The 14,932-nt window shown below is 34.1% G+C and carries 12 protein-coding genes; 3 read left to right on the forward strand and 9 right to left on the reverse strand.

From position 1 onward, the window contains the following. Positions 1-85 precede the first annotated feature (85 nt). The gene (locus IPJ23_03635; protein MBK7629789.1) at positions 86-1,645 is read left to right on the forward strand and encodes a sodium-dependent transporter; all 1,560 of its coding nucleotides are present in this window, start codon (positions 86-88) and stop codon (positions 1,643-1,645) included. A 164-nt stretch (positions 1,646-1,809) separates the two neighbouring features. Here the strand turns inward: IPJ23_03635 and IPJ23_03640 are convergent, their stop codons facing one another. Both IPJ23_03640 and IPJ23_03645 read right to left on the reverse strand, forming a co-directional pair. Further along, the gene (locus IPJ23_03640; protein MBK7629790.1) at positions 1,810-3,177 is read right to left on the reverse strand and encodes a 6-phosphofructokinase; all 1,368 of its coding nucleotides are present in this window, start codon (positions 3,175-3,177) and stop codon (positions 1,810-1,812) included. Between the two features lie 56 nt (positions 3,178-3,233). Then, positions 3,234-5,414: a UvrD-helicase domain-containing protein gene (locus tag IPJ23_03645; GenBank protein ID MBK7629791.1), complete on the reverse strand. Its 2,181-nt coding sequence runs from the start codon at positions 5,412-5,414 to the stop codon at positions 3,234-3,236. Between the two features lie 219 nt (positions 5,415-5,633). Between IPJ23_03645 and IPJ23_03650 the strand changes: the two genes are divergently transcribed. Together IPJ23_03650 and IPJ23_03655 are read left to right on the forward strand one after the other, a co-directional pair. Beyond that, positions 5,634-7,679, forward strand: a complete 2,046-nt coding sequence (locus IPJ23_03650; GenBank protein ID MBK7629792.1) for a PAS domain S-box protein — start codon at positions 5,634-5,636, stop codon at positions 7,677-7,679. 6 nt (positions 7,680-7,685) lie between these two features. Continuing rightward, positions 7,686-8,012, forward strand: coding sequence for a hypothetical protein (locus IPJ23_03655; GenBank protein ID MBK7629793.1), 327 nt, complete (start codon positions 7,686-7,688; stop codon positions 8,010-8,012). 53 nt (positions 8,013-8,065) lie between these two features. Here the strand turns inward: IPJ23_03655 and IPJ23_03660 are convergent, their stop codons facing one another. The 7 genes from IPJ23_03660 to IPJ23_03690 all read right to left on the reverse strand — a co-directional run bounded on the left by IPJ23_03660 (position 8,066) and on the right by IPJ23_03690 (position 14,846). Beyond that, positions 8,066-11,287, reverse strand: coding sequence for a choice-of-anchor D domain-containing protein (locus IPJ23_03660; protein ID MBK7629794.1), 3,222 nt, complete (start codon positions 11,285-11,287; stop codon positions 8,066-8,068). A gap of 37 nt (positions 11,288-11,324) precedes the next feature. Next, on the reverse strand, positions 11,325-11,732 hold the full coding sequence (locus tag IPJ23_03665; protein ID MBK7629795.1) for a cobalamin B12-binding domain-containing protein: 408 nt from the start codon (positions 11,730-11,732) through the stop codon (positions 11,325-11,327). Beyond that, positions 11,725-12,156, reverse strand: coding sequence for an HIT family protein (locus IPJ23_03670; protein ID MBK7629796.1), 432 nt, complete (start codon positions 12,154-12,156; stop codon positions 11,725-11,727). The genes IPJ23_03665 and IPJ23_03670 overlap by 8 nt, the downstream gene beginning before the upstream one ends. Positions 12,157-12,224: 68 nt before the next feature. Continuing rightward, on the reverse strand, positions 12,225-13,181 hold the full coding sequence (locus tag IPJ23_03675; GenBank protein ID MBK7629797.1) for a pyridoxal-phosphate dependent enzyme: 957 nt from the start codon (positions 13,179-13,181) through the stop codon (positions 12,225-12,227). Beyond that, positions 13,178-13,981, reverse strand: coding sequence for a 3-deoxy-manno-octulosonate cytidylyltransferase (kdsB, locus tag IPJ23_03680; protein MBK7629798.1), 804 nt, complete (start codon positions 13,979-13,981; stop codon positions 13,178-13,180). Before kdsB ends, IPJ23_03675 begins: the two co-directional genes overlap by 4 nt. Next, on the reverse strand, positions 13,981-14,274 hold the full coding sequence (gatC, locus tag IPJ23_03685; protein ID MBK7629799.1) for an Asp-tRNA(Asn)/Glu-tRNA(Gln) amidotransferase subunit GatC: 294 nt from the start codon (positions 14,272-14,274) through the stop codon (positions 13,981-13,983). Before gatC ends, kdsB begins: the two co-directional genes overlap by 1 nt. Then, a complete protein-coding gene (locus IPJ23_03690; protein MBK7629800.1) occupies positions 14,274-14,846 on the reverse strand; it encodes a 1-acyl-sn-glycerol-3-phosphate acyltransferase in 573 nt (190 codons plus the stop codon). The genes gatC and IPJ23_03690 overlap by 1 nt, the downstream gene beginning before the upstream one ends. Positions 14,847-14,932: the final 86 nt, after the last annotated feature.

Consider the following 14,932-nt stretch of genomic DNA (forward strand, 5'->3'; position numbering starts at 1 on the left):
TATTATCGTTTACATTTGATATTAATCACTAAAGTTTTCATATTCACAAATGATTTTCTGAAATTCCTTAACTCCAGGAGGTTTGATGACTCAGAACGGCGAACGCGAGCAATGGGGAACTAAATTAGGTTTGATCTTAGCCGTAGCCGGTAACGCGGTTGGATTAGGCAACTTTCTAAGATTTCCGGTTCAAGCTGCACAAAATGGCGGCGGTGCGTTTATGATTCCCTACTTTATATTTTTTATTTTACTCGGGATCCCGCTAATGTGGATCGAATGGGGTATCGGCAGACACGGCGGAAAATTTAGGCACGGCAGTGCACCTGGAATGTTTGATGTTCTCTGGAAAAACAAACTTGCAAAATATTTTGGAGCAGTCGGACTTTTTATCTCAATTACAATTCTCATTTACTATACTTACATAGAATCCTGGACTCTTGGGTTTAGTATATTTTCGGTTCTTGGATTATACTCAAACGAAACTAAGGAAACGATGACCGGTTTTCTTTCAAGTTATCAGGGAATTACAACTTCGCAGACGTTCAGTTCCATTTGGCCAGCATATACTTTGATGCTAATTACATTTGCAATAAACTTTGCTGTGCTCTATAAGGGAATATCAAAAGGGATTGAAAAATTGGCAAAGATAGCAATGCCCTTGCTTTTTATTTTTGCAATAATTTTAGCAATAAGGATTTTTACACTTGGGACTCCTGATCCTGCATTCCCGGAAAATTCTGTTGCAAACGGATTTGCTTTTATATGGAATCCTGATTTTTCAGCTCTTGGTAATCCCAACATATGGTTAGCCGCTGCGGGGCAAATATTTTTTACTCTATCTGTTGGAATGGGAACGATTCACGCCTATGCAAGTTATTTAAAACCAAATGATGATATTGTGCTTTCAGGACTTGCAACTGCATCCACAAATGAATTTGCAGAAGTGGTTCTTGGCGCATCAATTGCAATTCCTGTTGCAGTTGCTTTTTTTGGATTAGAGGCAACCAAAGAAATTGCTGCAGGTGGATCATTTAATCTTGGTTTTGTTTCAATGCCAATAATTTTTGGTAGCTCGCATTTTCCGATGGGTGAATTATTTGGATTTATGTGGTTCCTGTTACTTTTCTTCGCAGGAATAACTTCATCCGTAGCAATGGGTCAGCCCGTAGTTGCATTTCTAGAAGATGAATTTGGAATGGATAGAAAAAAAGCTGTTACTGCTTTGGCAATTTCGGTTCTTATAGCGGTGCAATTTGTAATATTCTTTTTAAAGTTTGGATTTTTAGATGAGATGGATTACTGGGCTGGAACATTTGGTCTTGTTGTATTTGCTTTGATTGAAACTGTTTTATTTATGTGGGTTTTTGGTGCTGATAAAGCCTGGAAAGAAATGAATCAAGGCGGCGATATACAAATTCCTTTTTTCTTCTATTATGTAATGAAATACATAACTCCTTTTATTCTTATGATTCTGATGGGATGGTGGTTCATACAAAGTGCAATACCAACTTTATTATTACATAACGCTGCTCCGGAAAATGTACCGTTCATTTGGGGCGCAAGAATCTTAATGGTTGCCATTGCAGTAATTTTAATGTTATTGGTTAAGAAAGCCTGGGAAAATAATCATAGTGAGGTTAAGTAATGGGAATTACAACAAACGGTATAATTTTTTTAGTATTAGCCTGGACAATAATAATTACCATGGTGGTTTTTTCATTTTATAAAGTTCTTAAGGGTGAAAAAAAGAATTAAAAAAACCCGATTCACAATTAAATCGGGTTTTAATCACATAATTATTTAAATATATTATCCATCTTCATACTCATCAGATCTTTCATTTTCTGCTTGCATTCTATGTGCAAGGTTGGACTCTGATGAGGCAATTGCGAACCTGCCTTCTTTAATAAATTGATACAATAAATCGTTTTCAATCAGATAACCAAATTCCTTTTTGAATGTATCGATTGACATTCCTGCAGTTGCCGCAAGCTTTGCAATTTCGTTCGGATCATCAAAATCAGCCTTGTTAAGTCTTAACATATATCTGCGTGCGATGTAAAAACTTTCAGATGCCGGATCAACCATTCTAATTTTAGTTTTTAAAGTTTGCGGATCGATAATGTCTTTAAAATACATCGGAACAAAATTTCCATTTTGAATTGAAACCATTGCTCCGCTTCCGCCATCAAGAATAAACTGTGCTGCAGAAAATCCTAAATCTCTAGTATATTCCATATCAAATGGAATAGGATCCGCGCAACGTAATTCGTAACCAATATTTTTTGCAACCACAGTGGCTTTCAATCCAAATTCCTTAAGTCTATCCTGAACTTTGGATTTTAATATTTCTCCAAAATTTATTTCAGCAATTCTAATATTATCGTGCGCGTCTCTTTCCACTTCAACTAAAGATTCAAGATCAGCAGGATCTAAATGTTCAACCAATCCTTCAGCAATTATTGCAACACCATCCGGCTTACCATAACTCAATCTTTTTATAATTGCACCAACAAGAATATCTACAATATGACTGAACTTAATCTGCTTGTTTGCAAACTCTTCTGGAATAAGAGTAAGTGTTGCACCCGTTGCTTTCCCGATTCCGAGAGCAAGATGCCCTGCTTTTCTACCCATAGAAATTACAAAGTACCATCGTGAAGTTGTTTGTGCATCAACCATAAGGTTTTTTACAACTTCAACACCAATGTGTCTTGCTGTCTGAAATCCAAATGTTGGAATACCGTGTGGAAGATCAAGATCGTTATCAATTGTTTTGGGAACGTGAACAACTTTAATTCTGCCGGAAGCCATTTCATTAACTTTTAATGCACTGAATGCAGTATCATCACCACCGATTGTGATTAGTTTATCAACGTTTAATCTTAGTAAAGATGTAACAGCATTTTCTAAATGTTTTGGATCCTTGGTAGGATTTGACCTTGAAATACCGATGTACGATCCTCCTCTAAAATGGATACGGCTTACGTTCTGAATGTTCAAATCTCTAACGTGTGTAATATCGCCCTGCATTATCCATTTAAACCCATCTTTAATTCCAATTACGTCAATACCTTCAACAGCTGCACGAATTGTTGCTGCGCCGATAACACTGTTTATTCCAGGTGCAGGGCCACCACCAACCAGTATTGCTAATTTTTTTGGTGCGATAGACATTTTTTTTCAACTCCTAAATAAAACAATCTTTGCAATAAATATTAATTAATAAATGACTATAATACTTTAAGCTTGGCAAATTTTAACATAAGCTGCTTAACATTATTTCCTTCAAAATGTACGGTTGCTTTTGTCATATCGCCGGTTCCAACGACATCAACAACTTTACCAAGACCAAACTTATCGTGCATAACGCGGCTGCCAATATTTAAAGCTTTTCCATCCTGATCAAAATTTTCATACTCAACTTTTTCAAAATACTCGTAATACATCTCTTTTTTTGTTTTACGATTTGCTTTTCTTCCGAGTCCGCCATTAGTTTCTTTATACGTTGTGGGATCAAGTTCATCAATAAATCTTGATCTGCTTTGATATGCCACTTCCCCAAATCTATATCTTGAGCGTGCGTGAGTAACATAAGCTTTTTTCTTAGCTCTTGTTAAGGCGACGTAAAACAATCTTCTTTCTTCATCAACAGATGCATCCGATAAGAACTTGCTTGCGATAGGAAAAATATCTTCTTCGCAACCGCTAACAAATACGATTGGCCATTCCAATCCTTTTGAAGCATGTACGGTTAAAAGAGTTACGCAATTTTTTTCTTCAGAATAGTTGTCGATATCTGCAATCAAAGAAACTTCCTCAAGATATTGCTCAAGTTTTGCATCCTGGTTTGCTTCAGAAAATTCGCTTAATGATGCTAATAATTGGTTTATGTTTTCCATTCGCTGCATTGATTCTTGAGTGCCTTCTTCTTTGAACATTCTTATCAATCCAAGATCATCAACCATGGCACGAGTAAGTTCGCCAGCAGAAAGTTTATCCTTTAAAGAGCTATACTTATCAAGTAATGTTTTAAATCCTTTAACATTTTTTTGGATGCGTTCTTTAATATCAATAACCTCAAAAACTCTTCCCATCGTCTGGAAAAGAGAGATTTCGTGTTTTCTTGCAAATGCTATCATCCTTGTTACAGTGGTGCTTCCAATTCCGCGTTGAGGAAAGTTCATTATTCGCAACAAACTTTCTTCATCATTCTGGTTTGATATTACTCTAAGATAAGCAACAACATCTTTAACTTCTTTTCTTTTATAAAATTCTACTCCGCCAATAATTGTATAAGGAATTTTTTCTCTTCTAAAAATATCTTCCATTGCACGTGACTGCGAATTTGTGCGGTATAAAATTGCAAAATCGTTAAAGACTAATTTTTTCTTTGTCAGTTCGTGTTTTATATACTTGGAAATTTGTGAGGCTTCATCTTTTTCATCAGCACATTTAAGTAGAACAACTGGTTCGCCTTCTTCATTCTCAGTCCAAAGCGTTTTAGCAACCTGATCTTTATTATTTTTTATAACGGAATCAGCAGCTTTAAGAATAGTTTTTGTTGATCTATAATTCTGCTCTAATTTAAATAGTTTGAACTTTGGAAAATCTTTTCCAAAATCTCTCATATTTCCTATGTTAGCACCGCGCCAGCTATAAATACTTTGGGCATCATCACCCACAACAGAAATCAATCCGCTTCTAGAAACAAGTAATTTTAATAACTCATACTGAGCTTTATTCGTATCCTGAAACTCATCAACAAGTAAATATTCAAATCTGGATTTATACTTTTGAAGGATGTGTTTCTTCTCGTTAAAAAGCTCAATCGGTTTAAGTAAGAGATCATCAAAATCCATTGCATTAAATTCAATTAATCTTTTCTGATACTCTACATAAACATCAGCAATCTTTTCTTCAACAAAGGAACCAACATGTTTGCTTCTAAATTCTTTTGGAGTAATCATGTGATTTTTAAGGAAACTTATTCGGTGCCGAACTGAATTGGTAGTAAGATTTTCAATATCAATATTCAAGTCGGTTAAAATATTAGAAACCAATGACGTTGAATCTATTGTATCATAGATTGAAAAATTACTTCTGTAATTAATATGTTTAGCTTCAGTACGAAGTATTTTGGCAAAGACGGAATGAAAAGTTCCCATCCACAAATCATCAGCCTTTTTGCCAATAAGTTCTTTAATTCTCTCCTTCATTTCATTAGCGGCTTTATTTGTAAAAGTAAGCGCAAGAATTGACTCGGGAGTAAAATTTTTCTTAAGCAAGTGAGCGATTTTATATGTAAGAACCTTGGTTTTGCCGGAACCAGCGCCGGCCACTATCATTTGAGCTCCATCCAGATACTCAACCGCCGCAAGTTGAGCAGGATTTAAATCCTTAAATTGTTGCATAGTTCTTTCTAAATTTTGCAAAAACAGGTGCAAATATATAAAATTCGACCTCGAATGGAAAGTTGAGGTCAGGTAAATATTTCTTAAAATTTATCGATAATTATAAATAGTTAAATGAATAATAATTTTACAGCTATTTCTAATTGATTAAATGGCACATTTATGGATAATTTGTGACAATAAAAAATTCCTTTGAGCAATCAAATTGTTTGATTAATTATGGATAAAATAATGTCAGAAAATCACAGCGAAGTTCAACCAACAAAAAGTAGCCCTTCCTATTTTGAAAACAGCACTTCCTTTGAATTCCAAAAAAAATACGAAGTTTTTATGAATGCCATACCTGATGGGTTAATTTTAATAAAGGATGGTAATATTAAATATTCTAATAAAATATTTGCAGAACTGCTAGGATATACTGTAAACGAACTCTGTTCATTAAATATTCGCGATTTAGTAGCTCCTAATCGTTTAAACGAAGTTTTAGATCGTTATGAAAGAAGACTTAATGGAGAGGCCGTTCCGACAAAATACAAAACTGAACTTATCCACAAAGATAAAATAACCATTATACCAGTTCAGTTAAATGTTGGGGTAGTTGGATCTTTAGAAGAAAAACTAGAATTTATAATTATTAAAGAATTCACTGAAGCATCAAAAGTAGAGAACAAATTCATCAAAGAATTACAACTTCAGGAATATTTTATGGACTACATTCCAGATTCAATATATTTTAAGGATCTGGAAAGCAGATTTATTAAAGCAAATAAAGCTACCCTAGTTAAAATGGGTGTATCAACACTCAATGAAATTATTGGTAAAACAGATTTTGATATATTTAATGATGATCATGCTATTGAAGCCAGAGAAGATGAGAAAAAAATAATTGAAACCCGTAAATCAATTATTAATAAAATTGAAAAAGAAACCTGGCTGGATGGAAAAGTTACATGGGCTTCAACTACAAAAATTCCTCTTATTAATGAGAATGATAATGTCTACGGTACTTTTGGTGTTACAAGGGATATAACTGAACAGAAAAAAATTGAGGATGTAAAAGATTCACTATTAAAAATTTCCACAGCTGTCACATCTCTAGATAGCATCAATTTATTATACGCTTTTATTCACAATGCTGTAAGTGGATTGATGAGAGCCGAAAATTTTTATATCGCAATACATCATCCGGAGGCTGATACAATCAGTTTTCCATATTTTGTTGACGAAGTAGACGAATCTCCCATCGAACGAAAGGTTGGACGAGGATTAACCGAATATGTTTTAAGAACAGGTAAAGCACAATTGATTGATGCAGAAAGAGATCTTAAGTTAAGAGAGGAAGGAGAAACCTCCTTGGTTGGTGCTGCAACTGAAATCTGGTTAGGAGTGCCACTAATAGTTGAAGGTAAAACTTTTGGAGTAATTGTAGTTCAGGATTATTCTAGCGTTACGACATACAAGGAGGAAGAAAAAGAAATTCTTACATATGTTTCAGAACAAATTGCACTTGCTATTGCAAAGAAACATAGTGAAGAGAAGATTATCCAATATTCAGAAGAACTAAAAGAATTAAATGCTTCTAAGGACAAGTTTTTTTCAATTATCGCCCACGATCTTAAAAGTCCGTTTCATGGTTTGCTTGGTTTAACTCGCATGGTTGTAGAGGAATATGAATCAATGAGTGAAACTGAAGTTCGATCATACATGAAAATAATAAAAGATTCTACAGAAAGCACTTACAAACTGATAGAAAACTTACTTGAATGGTCAAGGTTAGAATCCGGCAGGATGAAATATAATCCTGCTCTTCAAAATATGTTTATGATTGTTGAAGATACTCGTACACTTCTAAATCAAAATGCCCGGGTAAAAAATATAAACTTAAGGAATAAACTTGATCATCAAAGCTTTGTTTGCGGTGATGATACAATGCTTCAATCTTTGGTCCAAAATCTTATTTCTAATGCAATTAAGTTTACTCCTGCTGGGGGAAATATTGAAGTATCTGAAAACAGATATGACAACTATATCGAATTTATAGTTATGGATTCCGGAGTTGGTATCAAAAAAGAGGATATAGAAAAACTTTTTAGAATTGATGTGAGTTTTACAACAAAAGGAACTCAAAATGAAAAAGGAACGGGTTTGGGATTAGCACTTTGTAAGGAAATTGTAAATATTCACGGTGGTAATATTAAGGTTGAAAGTAAATTGGGTGAAGGAACAAAAATTATATTTACATTAAATAAACCAAAAGCAAATTAAGAGATAATGACCAAGGACTACAAAGATTCTGATGAAGATGATCTTTCAGCATTTGCAGATTATCTTGCTGAATTTAAATCCGTTATAGGTTTTGATGATGAGACTTGTGTTGTTTGCGGAATAAATATTTCAGATTCTATTTCCATCCAAAAATCACCCTTTGTTCAATACAAATCAGTAAACAAAGAATCAGAACTTTTAATTGTAACGAATGAACTCTATTCAAAATGTATTCCTTACAAGATTGAGAAACAGCTTGATTCAACAACCCTTGATGTAATTCAATACAAGTATATTGTACTTATTCCATTTAAATATTTGAATGAAATATAAAGAAAAGGCCTGATTTCTCAGACCTTTGTTGAATAAGATGAATATCATCTGGATTATTTTAGCAAAATCATTTTTTTAACGGAGTTAAAATTTTCAGATTCCAACCTGTAATAATATACGCCCGAAGAATATCTGCCTGCATCCCAATTAAATTTATGAAATCCTGACTCTAAAAACCCATTTACAATGCTCTCAATCTTTTCACCAAGAGAATTATAAATAATCAGTTTTACATTTCCAGAAATCGGGATAGCAAACTTTATGGTGGTTATCGGATTAAATGGGTTTGGGAAATTTTGTTCAAGAGAATAGGTAATTGGAATACCAAGCTCAACCTCAATCTCTTCGGAGTATTCAAATGTTCCATCATAATCCAATTGTTTTAATCTATAATAAATTTTTCCATGAACTGGGGAATCATCAGTAAATGTATAATAAGAAGGTTCCGTTGTAGTACCACTTCCCTGTTCAAATCCTATTTTTTCCCAACTATTATTAACTGAACCTGTTTTTCTCTGAATTTCAAATCCCTGATTATTTATTTCAGTAGCAGTTACCCAATTAAGATTAACTTTTCCATTTTCACAACTTCCGGAAAAACTAAATAGTTCAACAGGAACTACATCAATTCCACCTGAAAATAAAATAACTCTGCCATCTCTTGAACAAGCTGCGAATTCATTGCTCAAATTTCCATCTACATCATCAAGATCCACAACGTGTTCCGCTGCATTTGCAGTTGATCCAGTTCCGAATGCATAACTAAAAATAATATTTCCATTAACCCCATTATAAACGTGAGCAACATCATTTAAAGATGCAGAACCAACTTCAGGAATTCCATCAGCGTTAAGATCACCCAAAACATCTTTCCCAAGTATATTCCCACCGGTAGTATTAGACCAGATAATATTTCCAGTTGAACCTTCGAGCATAAAAATACTCTGATTAATTCCGCTTACCAGAACATCCGGATACCCCGATTGATTTACATCTGGTACAATTTTAAGGTCTTCAATAAAAACATTTCCAATACCTGTGAACCAAATCTGATTTCCGTTATCACCAGAAATGCAATAAACGCTTCCGGTTGTGGTTCCGACTACAACATCAGTACCAAAAGGATTTCCCAAATTTGTTATTTCACGGACAGACCATGGGGTCCCAAACGTCGGAAATGTCCATGTAATATTTCCATTTTGATCAAACCCAATGACTTCGTTTGAGGAACCTAACCTAGATCCAACCGCACCACCAGTATTTGTGGAAGCAACCATATATTTTAATTTTTGTTGAGATTGTTGATTTATTCTCCAGATTTCATTTCCATTTACCCCATTTAATAAATAAACGGAAAATCGTCCTGAGCCTGTCGTTTCATTTCCACTTGCTGAAACTAGTACATCCGGCACACCATCGCTATTAAAATCACGTTTTACATCAAGACCCATAATATCACCATCATCAGTGGTTGAGGAATTTCCAAACTCCCAAAGCACATCGCCTGTTATTCCATTAAGAGCGTACACAAATTCATTACCTCCACCTGTACCAATCACAACATCCTGATGATTATCACCATTAAGATCAGAAACAATTTGCAACCCTTGCTCATAATCAACTGAACCCGTATTTATGGATCCAAAATAAGTTGAATATTTCCATAGAACATCTGAGGTTCCAGAACTGTTTCCATTAAAAACAAGAGTCCAATAATTTTCAGTAGATACTATTAGATCCTTAATTCCATCTCCATTAACATCCTGTATTTTTTTCATTGATCTGGGTGTGTAATCTTGAAAACTGGTTCCTGGATTGTCAGGTATCTGACCTTGCCAATAAATATTTCCTAATGTGGGATCGACATTTATTGCACTACCGATCATAGGAATATAAATTAAACTACCATTTGAAGCATTTGAAAAAACACTTATAGAATCAGTAAAGATGTTTGTGTTAGTTGGATTAAACCATACTCTAAATGTTGATGACGACAATGGATTAATTGTAAATGGGGTTGATAACATTTCAAAGTAAAAATCAACAGAGTTCAGTTTGATGGAGTCAATCATTAAAAGATTTGAACCAGCATTATTCAAGGTCAGCTCTATATAGGATGTAGAATTAATCCTTTTAGCACCAAAATTAATTGATGCGGGATTGGAAGTTAAATATGGGGCAGTAAAAACCCCATTTCCAGTGACTAAAACTTTTGAATGAGTAACAATAGGATCATTGTGATAAATCAAAACTGAATCATTGTAAATTACATTTGCAGTAGGTGTAAAAGTTAATGGGATGTTTATTATTTGTCCGGTTTGAACAGTAATTGGAAATGATGATGGAATCGAAAAGACATTGTTCCCAATTGTAACCGATGATAGAATCAGATCTGCAGAACCATAATTGAGTACAGAAATATTTTGAGTTACGGTTGAGTCAATCATTACATTTCCAAAGCTTATATTAGGTGTAAGTATTGTAATTCCTGGCGAACCGGAACCGTCTAAATCGTATTTAAATAATTGTCTGCCACTGCTAGCACCAACAGGTTCCGCAAGTAGCCAAAAATTATTTCCATCCCAAGCGAGGCCACGTGGGTTTTGTCTTAAACCTGGTTGTTCTGGTGGATTAAATGTAAAGAGACTATCTTTATTATCTAAACTAACTGCATAAATCTTATCAACACCTTGAAATCCATCGTTAACAAAAAAAAGTGTATCCCCTTTAATAGTTATTCCTTGAGGCTGAAGCTGTCCTGGTGCAAAATTTAAGAAGCTGATAGTATCAACAATTTGCTTAGTAGTTGTGTTAATCTTGTAAAGAGCAACATTAACATCTGGATAGTAGACAGAGATCCATAACCCAGTTCCATCCCAGGCAGCGCCTCCAAAATACCATGAACCGCCAAAAAGTTGTGTTGATGTTATTGAATCTAAAACATTTCCATTGCTATCAACTTTAAAGAGGTCACATCTTGCTGTTTTTCTTTCTACGTACCAGAAATTAATACCGTCATGTCCTAGGCCCTGTGATTCGCGCATGGAAGGATAGTTAATCAAAACTGTGTCAGCTAACATACCAGTATCATCAACCGCATAAATAACACCACGCCCGGTGGTTGAGCTTGATGATATCCAATATTTTGAATCCTCATAAACTAGCCCATATCCTGAACTCCAAAATGTTCCAGTTGGTAGATTTACAGTATTAACTAATGTTTGGGAATTTGTAAGTGAGGTGATTAAAAGGACTAAAAGGAATAGATTTTTCATACTATTTTCCTTTCCAAATATATGTTAGTAAACTAAATTAATTTCTTGGATTAGCTTTACACCATTCCTTTATATAATCGGCTATAGCTGTGGTTGTTGCACCGGGTGTAAACAATTCCCCCACACCAATCGCTTTTAACTTTGCAATATCTTCTTCAGGAATAATTCCACCGCCCGTAAGAAGAACATCATCCATTTCTTTTTCTTTTAACAGTGTGATAAGCTTAGGAAATATTGTCATATGTGCACCGGATAGAATACTTATGCCAATTACATCAGCATCCTCTTGCAATGCTGCTTCAACGATCATTTCGGGAGTTTGTCTTAATCCAGTATAAATCACTTCCATACCAGCATCACGTAGTGCTGCTGCAATAACTTTTGCTCCACGATCATGTCCATCTAATCCGGACTTAGCAACAATTACTCTAATTTTTTTATCCATTTAACAAACTCTCATATTTTGTAATAGCTTCTTTAATCTTTTCAGAATATAATTTGATTTCATTTTCTTTATACTCGATAGTTCTCGGTCGCATATGAAAATCATTATCATATCTAGGTATGATATGATAATGAAAATGAAAAACCGATTGACCGGCACTTAATCCATTGTTAGAGATAATATTAAAACCATCTGACTTTAGAGCACGTTTAACAGAGCCGGCTATATATTGTGTTAGCTTTGTTAATTCCGCAAGTTCATCAACGGGGATTGTTAAAAAATTATCGAAATGTTTTTTGGGTATGACTAATGTGTGACCATAGTTTACTGGGTTAATATCCAAAAATGCAATCACTTTATTGTCTTCAAAAACAATATCAGCTTCAGAAATTTTAGATGCAATATCGCAAAATATACAATCCATTTTATGCTCGCTTTTTATTTCTTAAACAAAGTTAAATTATTTTGTGGATAACTGCCAATAACTTTACATTATGAAAGATATTCCTTCGTTCTACTAAACACACCAAACAATCCCCCAGTGTGAACAAATATATTTTTTTTACCCTTACCTGGTTTTAAATATTTATTAAAGTAAGCAATAAATGCTTTACCAGTATAAGCTGGATCGAATAAAATACCTGTTTCAGTTGCAAACTTTTTAATCAATTTTAATTTTGATTTAGTAATTTTTTTATATCCCTCTTCAGAATAGCCATCAAGTATAATAAGATTTTTGGGATTGATTTTGCACTTTAATTTGTAATCAAGTATGCAGCCCTCAGCTAGCTGCAAAATATGTTTTTCCATTTCTTTTTTACTCATCAAAACATGAACAGCAACAATTTTTAGGGTTAGATTATTTAGTGCTGCGCCAACTAGCATTCCAGCAGCAGTTCCTCCGGAACCACATGCTGCAACAATTGAATCAATTTTTGTAAGGTCAATTTGCTTCTTAAGTTCATTAATAAAATTAATATATCCCCAAATCCCAAGTGTAGTTGAACCTCCGCCTGGAAATACATAAGCATTTTTTTTCTTTATAAGAAAAGCCAATCTTTGCTTAAACATTATATCATTAACATTTTCATATTCCTTTTCATTAAAATATTGGATATCTGCTCCATACATTTTATCAAGAAAAAGATTGCCATTTGCATTTGAGGTACCCTTTCCCCATAAAAATAATTTAGTATTCAATCCGATTTTTTTAGCAGCAATAACCGTTGCACGCGCGTGATTTGATTGATCACCACCAGACGTAAAAATTATATCAGCTTTTTTGCTTTTCGCATCTGCAAGCAGGTACTCTAGTTTTCTAACTTTATTGCCTGATAGTTCACATCCCGTTAAATCATCACGCTTTAATAAAAAACTTTTTCCTTCAAATTTTATCTCTTCTAACGGAGTTGGAATTTGTGCGAGAGAAATCTTCTTTGGTACGCTCATTTTTGCAATTCAATCTTTTTTATTTTCGAATAAACCTTTCTTGCCTTTGCTAAATCTTCCGGCGTATCAACTGAAAAGCTATCATATTCAGTCTCAACAATTTTAATTTTAAATCCATTTTCAAGCATTCGTAACTGTTCAAGTTTTTCCCAATTCTCAAGATCAGTTGGAGCAAGCTGTGTGAATTTTAATAGATATTCTTTACGATAGACATACAATCCAATGTGTTTGTAAAAATCTGCTAATTCAAAAATATCTTTTTCATCTTTTGCCTCGCGTACAAATGGAATTGGTGAACGTGAAAAGTACAGAGCAAAATTCTTGTAATCAAAAACGACTTTAACTATAGATGGAGATTTTAATTCTTCAATACTGGTAATCAATTTTGCTAATGTTGATACTTTTACTTCAGGCGCGAATAATAATGGTTCAATAGCCTGATCTATCATCATTCCACTAATAAAGGGTTCATCACCTTGAATGTTTACAATTATATTCGCACGAGGAAATTCTTTTGCAACAATTGCGATTCTATCCGAACCAGTGGGGCAATCTTTTGGTGTCATAATTACGGCGGCACCAAATGCTTTGGCAGCTTTTGCAACCTGTTCATCATCAACGGCAATTACAATCTGATTCATCAATTTTGATTTACAGGCGCCTTCATAAGTGTGTTGTAAAAGAGATTTGCCGCCGATATCTGCAAGTGGTTTACCCATCAACCTTGTAGAAGCAAATCGTGCTGGAATAACTCCGAGAATGTATGGATTGTTTTTTTTCGGTTTCCCCTTCTTTGCCATTATTTATCACCAATTACTTTCGGAACTTTAAAATAAAGATCATCTTTTGCAGGTGCATTCTTCAAAGCATCTTCTGTTGAGGTTGATGGTTTCAATTCATCCTCACGAAAAGTATTTGTTTGTTCAACGGGATGTGAAAGGGGTTCAACATTTTCAGTGTTCAGTTCATTCAACTTATCCATATAACTCAAGATTTCGTTCATCTGAGGTGTAAAACTTTCTAACTCCGCATCAGAAAATTTTAATCGTGAAAGTTCAGCAATTTTTTCAACATCTTTTTTTGTAACAGCCATTAATTATATTCCTTTTGATTGCTGATAATAATCTCTCTTACTTTATTCATTAATTCAAGTTCATCTTGTTTAGTTTTGATATTCTCTGTTGGAATTGGTTTATCGAAATGTAAATATATAGTCCCGCTTTTTAGTTTAAATGTTCCTTTTGGTAAAACATTTTTAGTCCCATTTATAGTAATCGGGACAATAGGATAACCACTATGAGCCGCAAGATAAAATGCACCTCTTTTAAAAGATTGAACTTCACCTGTTTCACTTCTTGTTCCTTCAGGAAAAACCAAAACAGAAATGTGTTTATTGTCCATGACTTTTTTAGCCTCAATTAAACTGTTCATCGCGGCTTTGGGATCTTTTCTATCAATAACAACGTAAGGTCCCAAATATAACTGCCAACCAAAAAAAGGAATGCGTGCAAGTTCTTTTTTGAATATCATACTAAGACGATTTGGAACTCCCCATTGAAGCGCTGTAATATCAATTTGGCTTGAATGATTTGATGCAAACACATAAACGGCTTTAGGATCGATGTTTTCAAGTCCGGTTATTTTAACGCGAATTCCAGATATCAATAAAATTCCACCAGGAAAAATTTTCGCGATATAATGATATACCGTAAAACTTCTATCCAGAAAAATAAAAATCAATCCGAAGATAG

Source organism: Ignavibacteriales bacterium (genome assembly GCA_016709765.1).
Lineage (GTDB): Bacteria > Bacteroidota > Ignavibacteria > Ignavibacteriales > Ignavibacteriaceae > IGN3.

Excerpts from the sequence above, each read along its gene's own strand:
- IPJ23_03665 (MBK7629795.1), bottom strand. The coding sequence starts at position 11,732 with ATGGATAAAAAAATTAGAGTAATTGTTGCTAAGTCCGGATTAGATGGA.
- IPJ23_03675 (MBK7629797.1), bottom strand. The coding sequence starts at position 13,181 with ATGAGCGTACCAAAGAAGATTTCTCTCGCACAAATTCCAACTCCGTTA.
- IPJ23_03650 (MBK7629792.1), top strand. The coding sequence starts at position 5,634 with ATGGATAAAATAATGTCAGAAAATCACAGCGAAGTTCAACCAACAAAA.
- IPJ23_03660 (MBK7629794.1), bottom strand. The coding sequence starts at position 11,287 with ATGAAAAATCTATTCCTTTTAGTCCTTTTAATCACCTCACTTACAAAT.
- IPJ23_03670 (MBK7629796.1), bottom strand. The coding sequence starts at position 12,156 with ATGGATTGTATATTTTGCGATATTGCATCTAAAATTTCTGAAGCTGAT.
- IPJ23_03635 (MBK7629789.1), top strand. The coding sequence starts at position 86 with ATGACTCAGAACGGCGAACGCGAGCAATGGGGAACTAAATTAGGTTTG.
- gatC (MBK7629799.1), bottom strand. The coding sequence starts at position 14,274 with ATGGCTGTTACAAAAAAAGATGTTGAAAAAATTGCTGAACTTTCACGA.
- IPJ23_03645 (MBK7629791.1), bottom strand. The coding sequence starts at position 5,414 with ATGCAACAATTTAAGGATTTAAATCCTGCTCAACTTGCGGCGGTTGAG.
- IPJ23_03640 (MBK7629790.1), bottom strand. The coding sequence starts at position 3,177 with ATGTCTATCGCACCAAAAAAATTAGCAATACTGGTTGGTGGTGGCCCT.
- IPJ23_03655 (MBK7629793.1), top strand. The coding sequence starts at position 7,686 with ATGACCAAGGACTACAAAGATTCTGATGAAGATGATCTTTCAGCATTT.
- kdsB (MBK7629798.1), bottom strand. The coding sequence starts at position 13,981 with ATGGCAAAGAAGGGGAAACCGAAAAAAAACAATCCATACATTCTCGGA.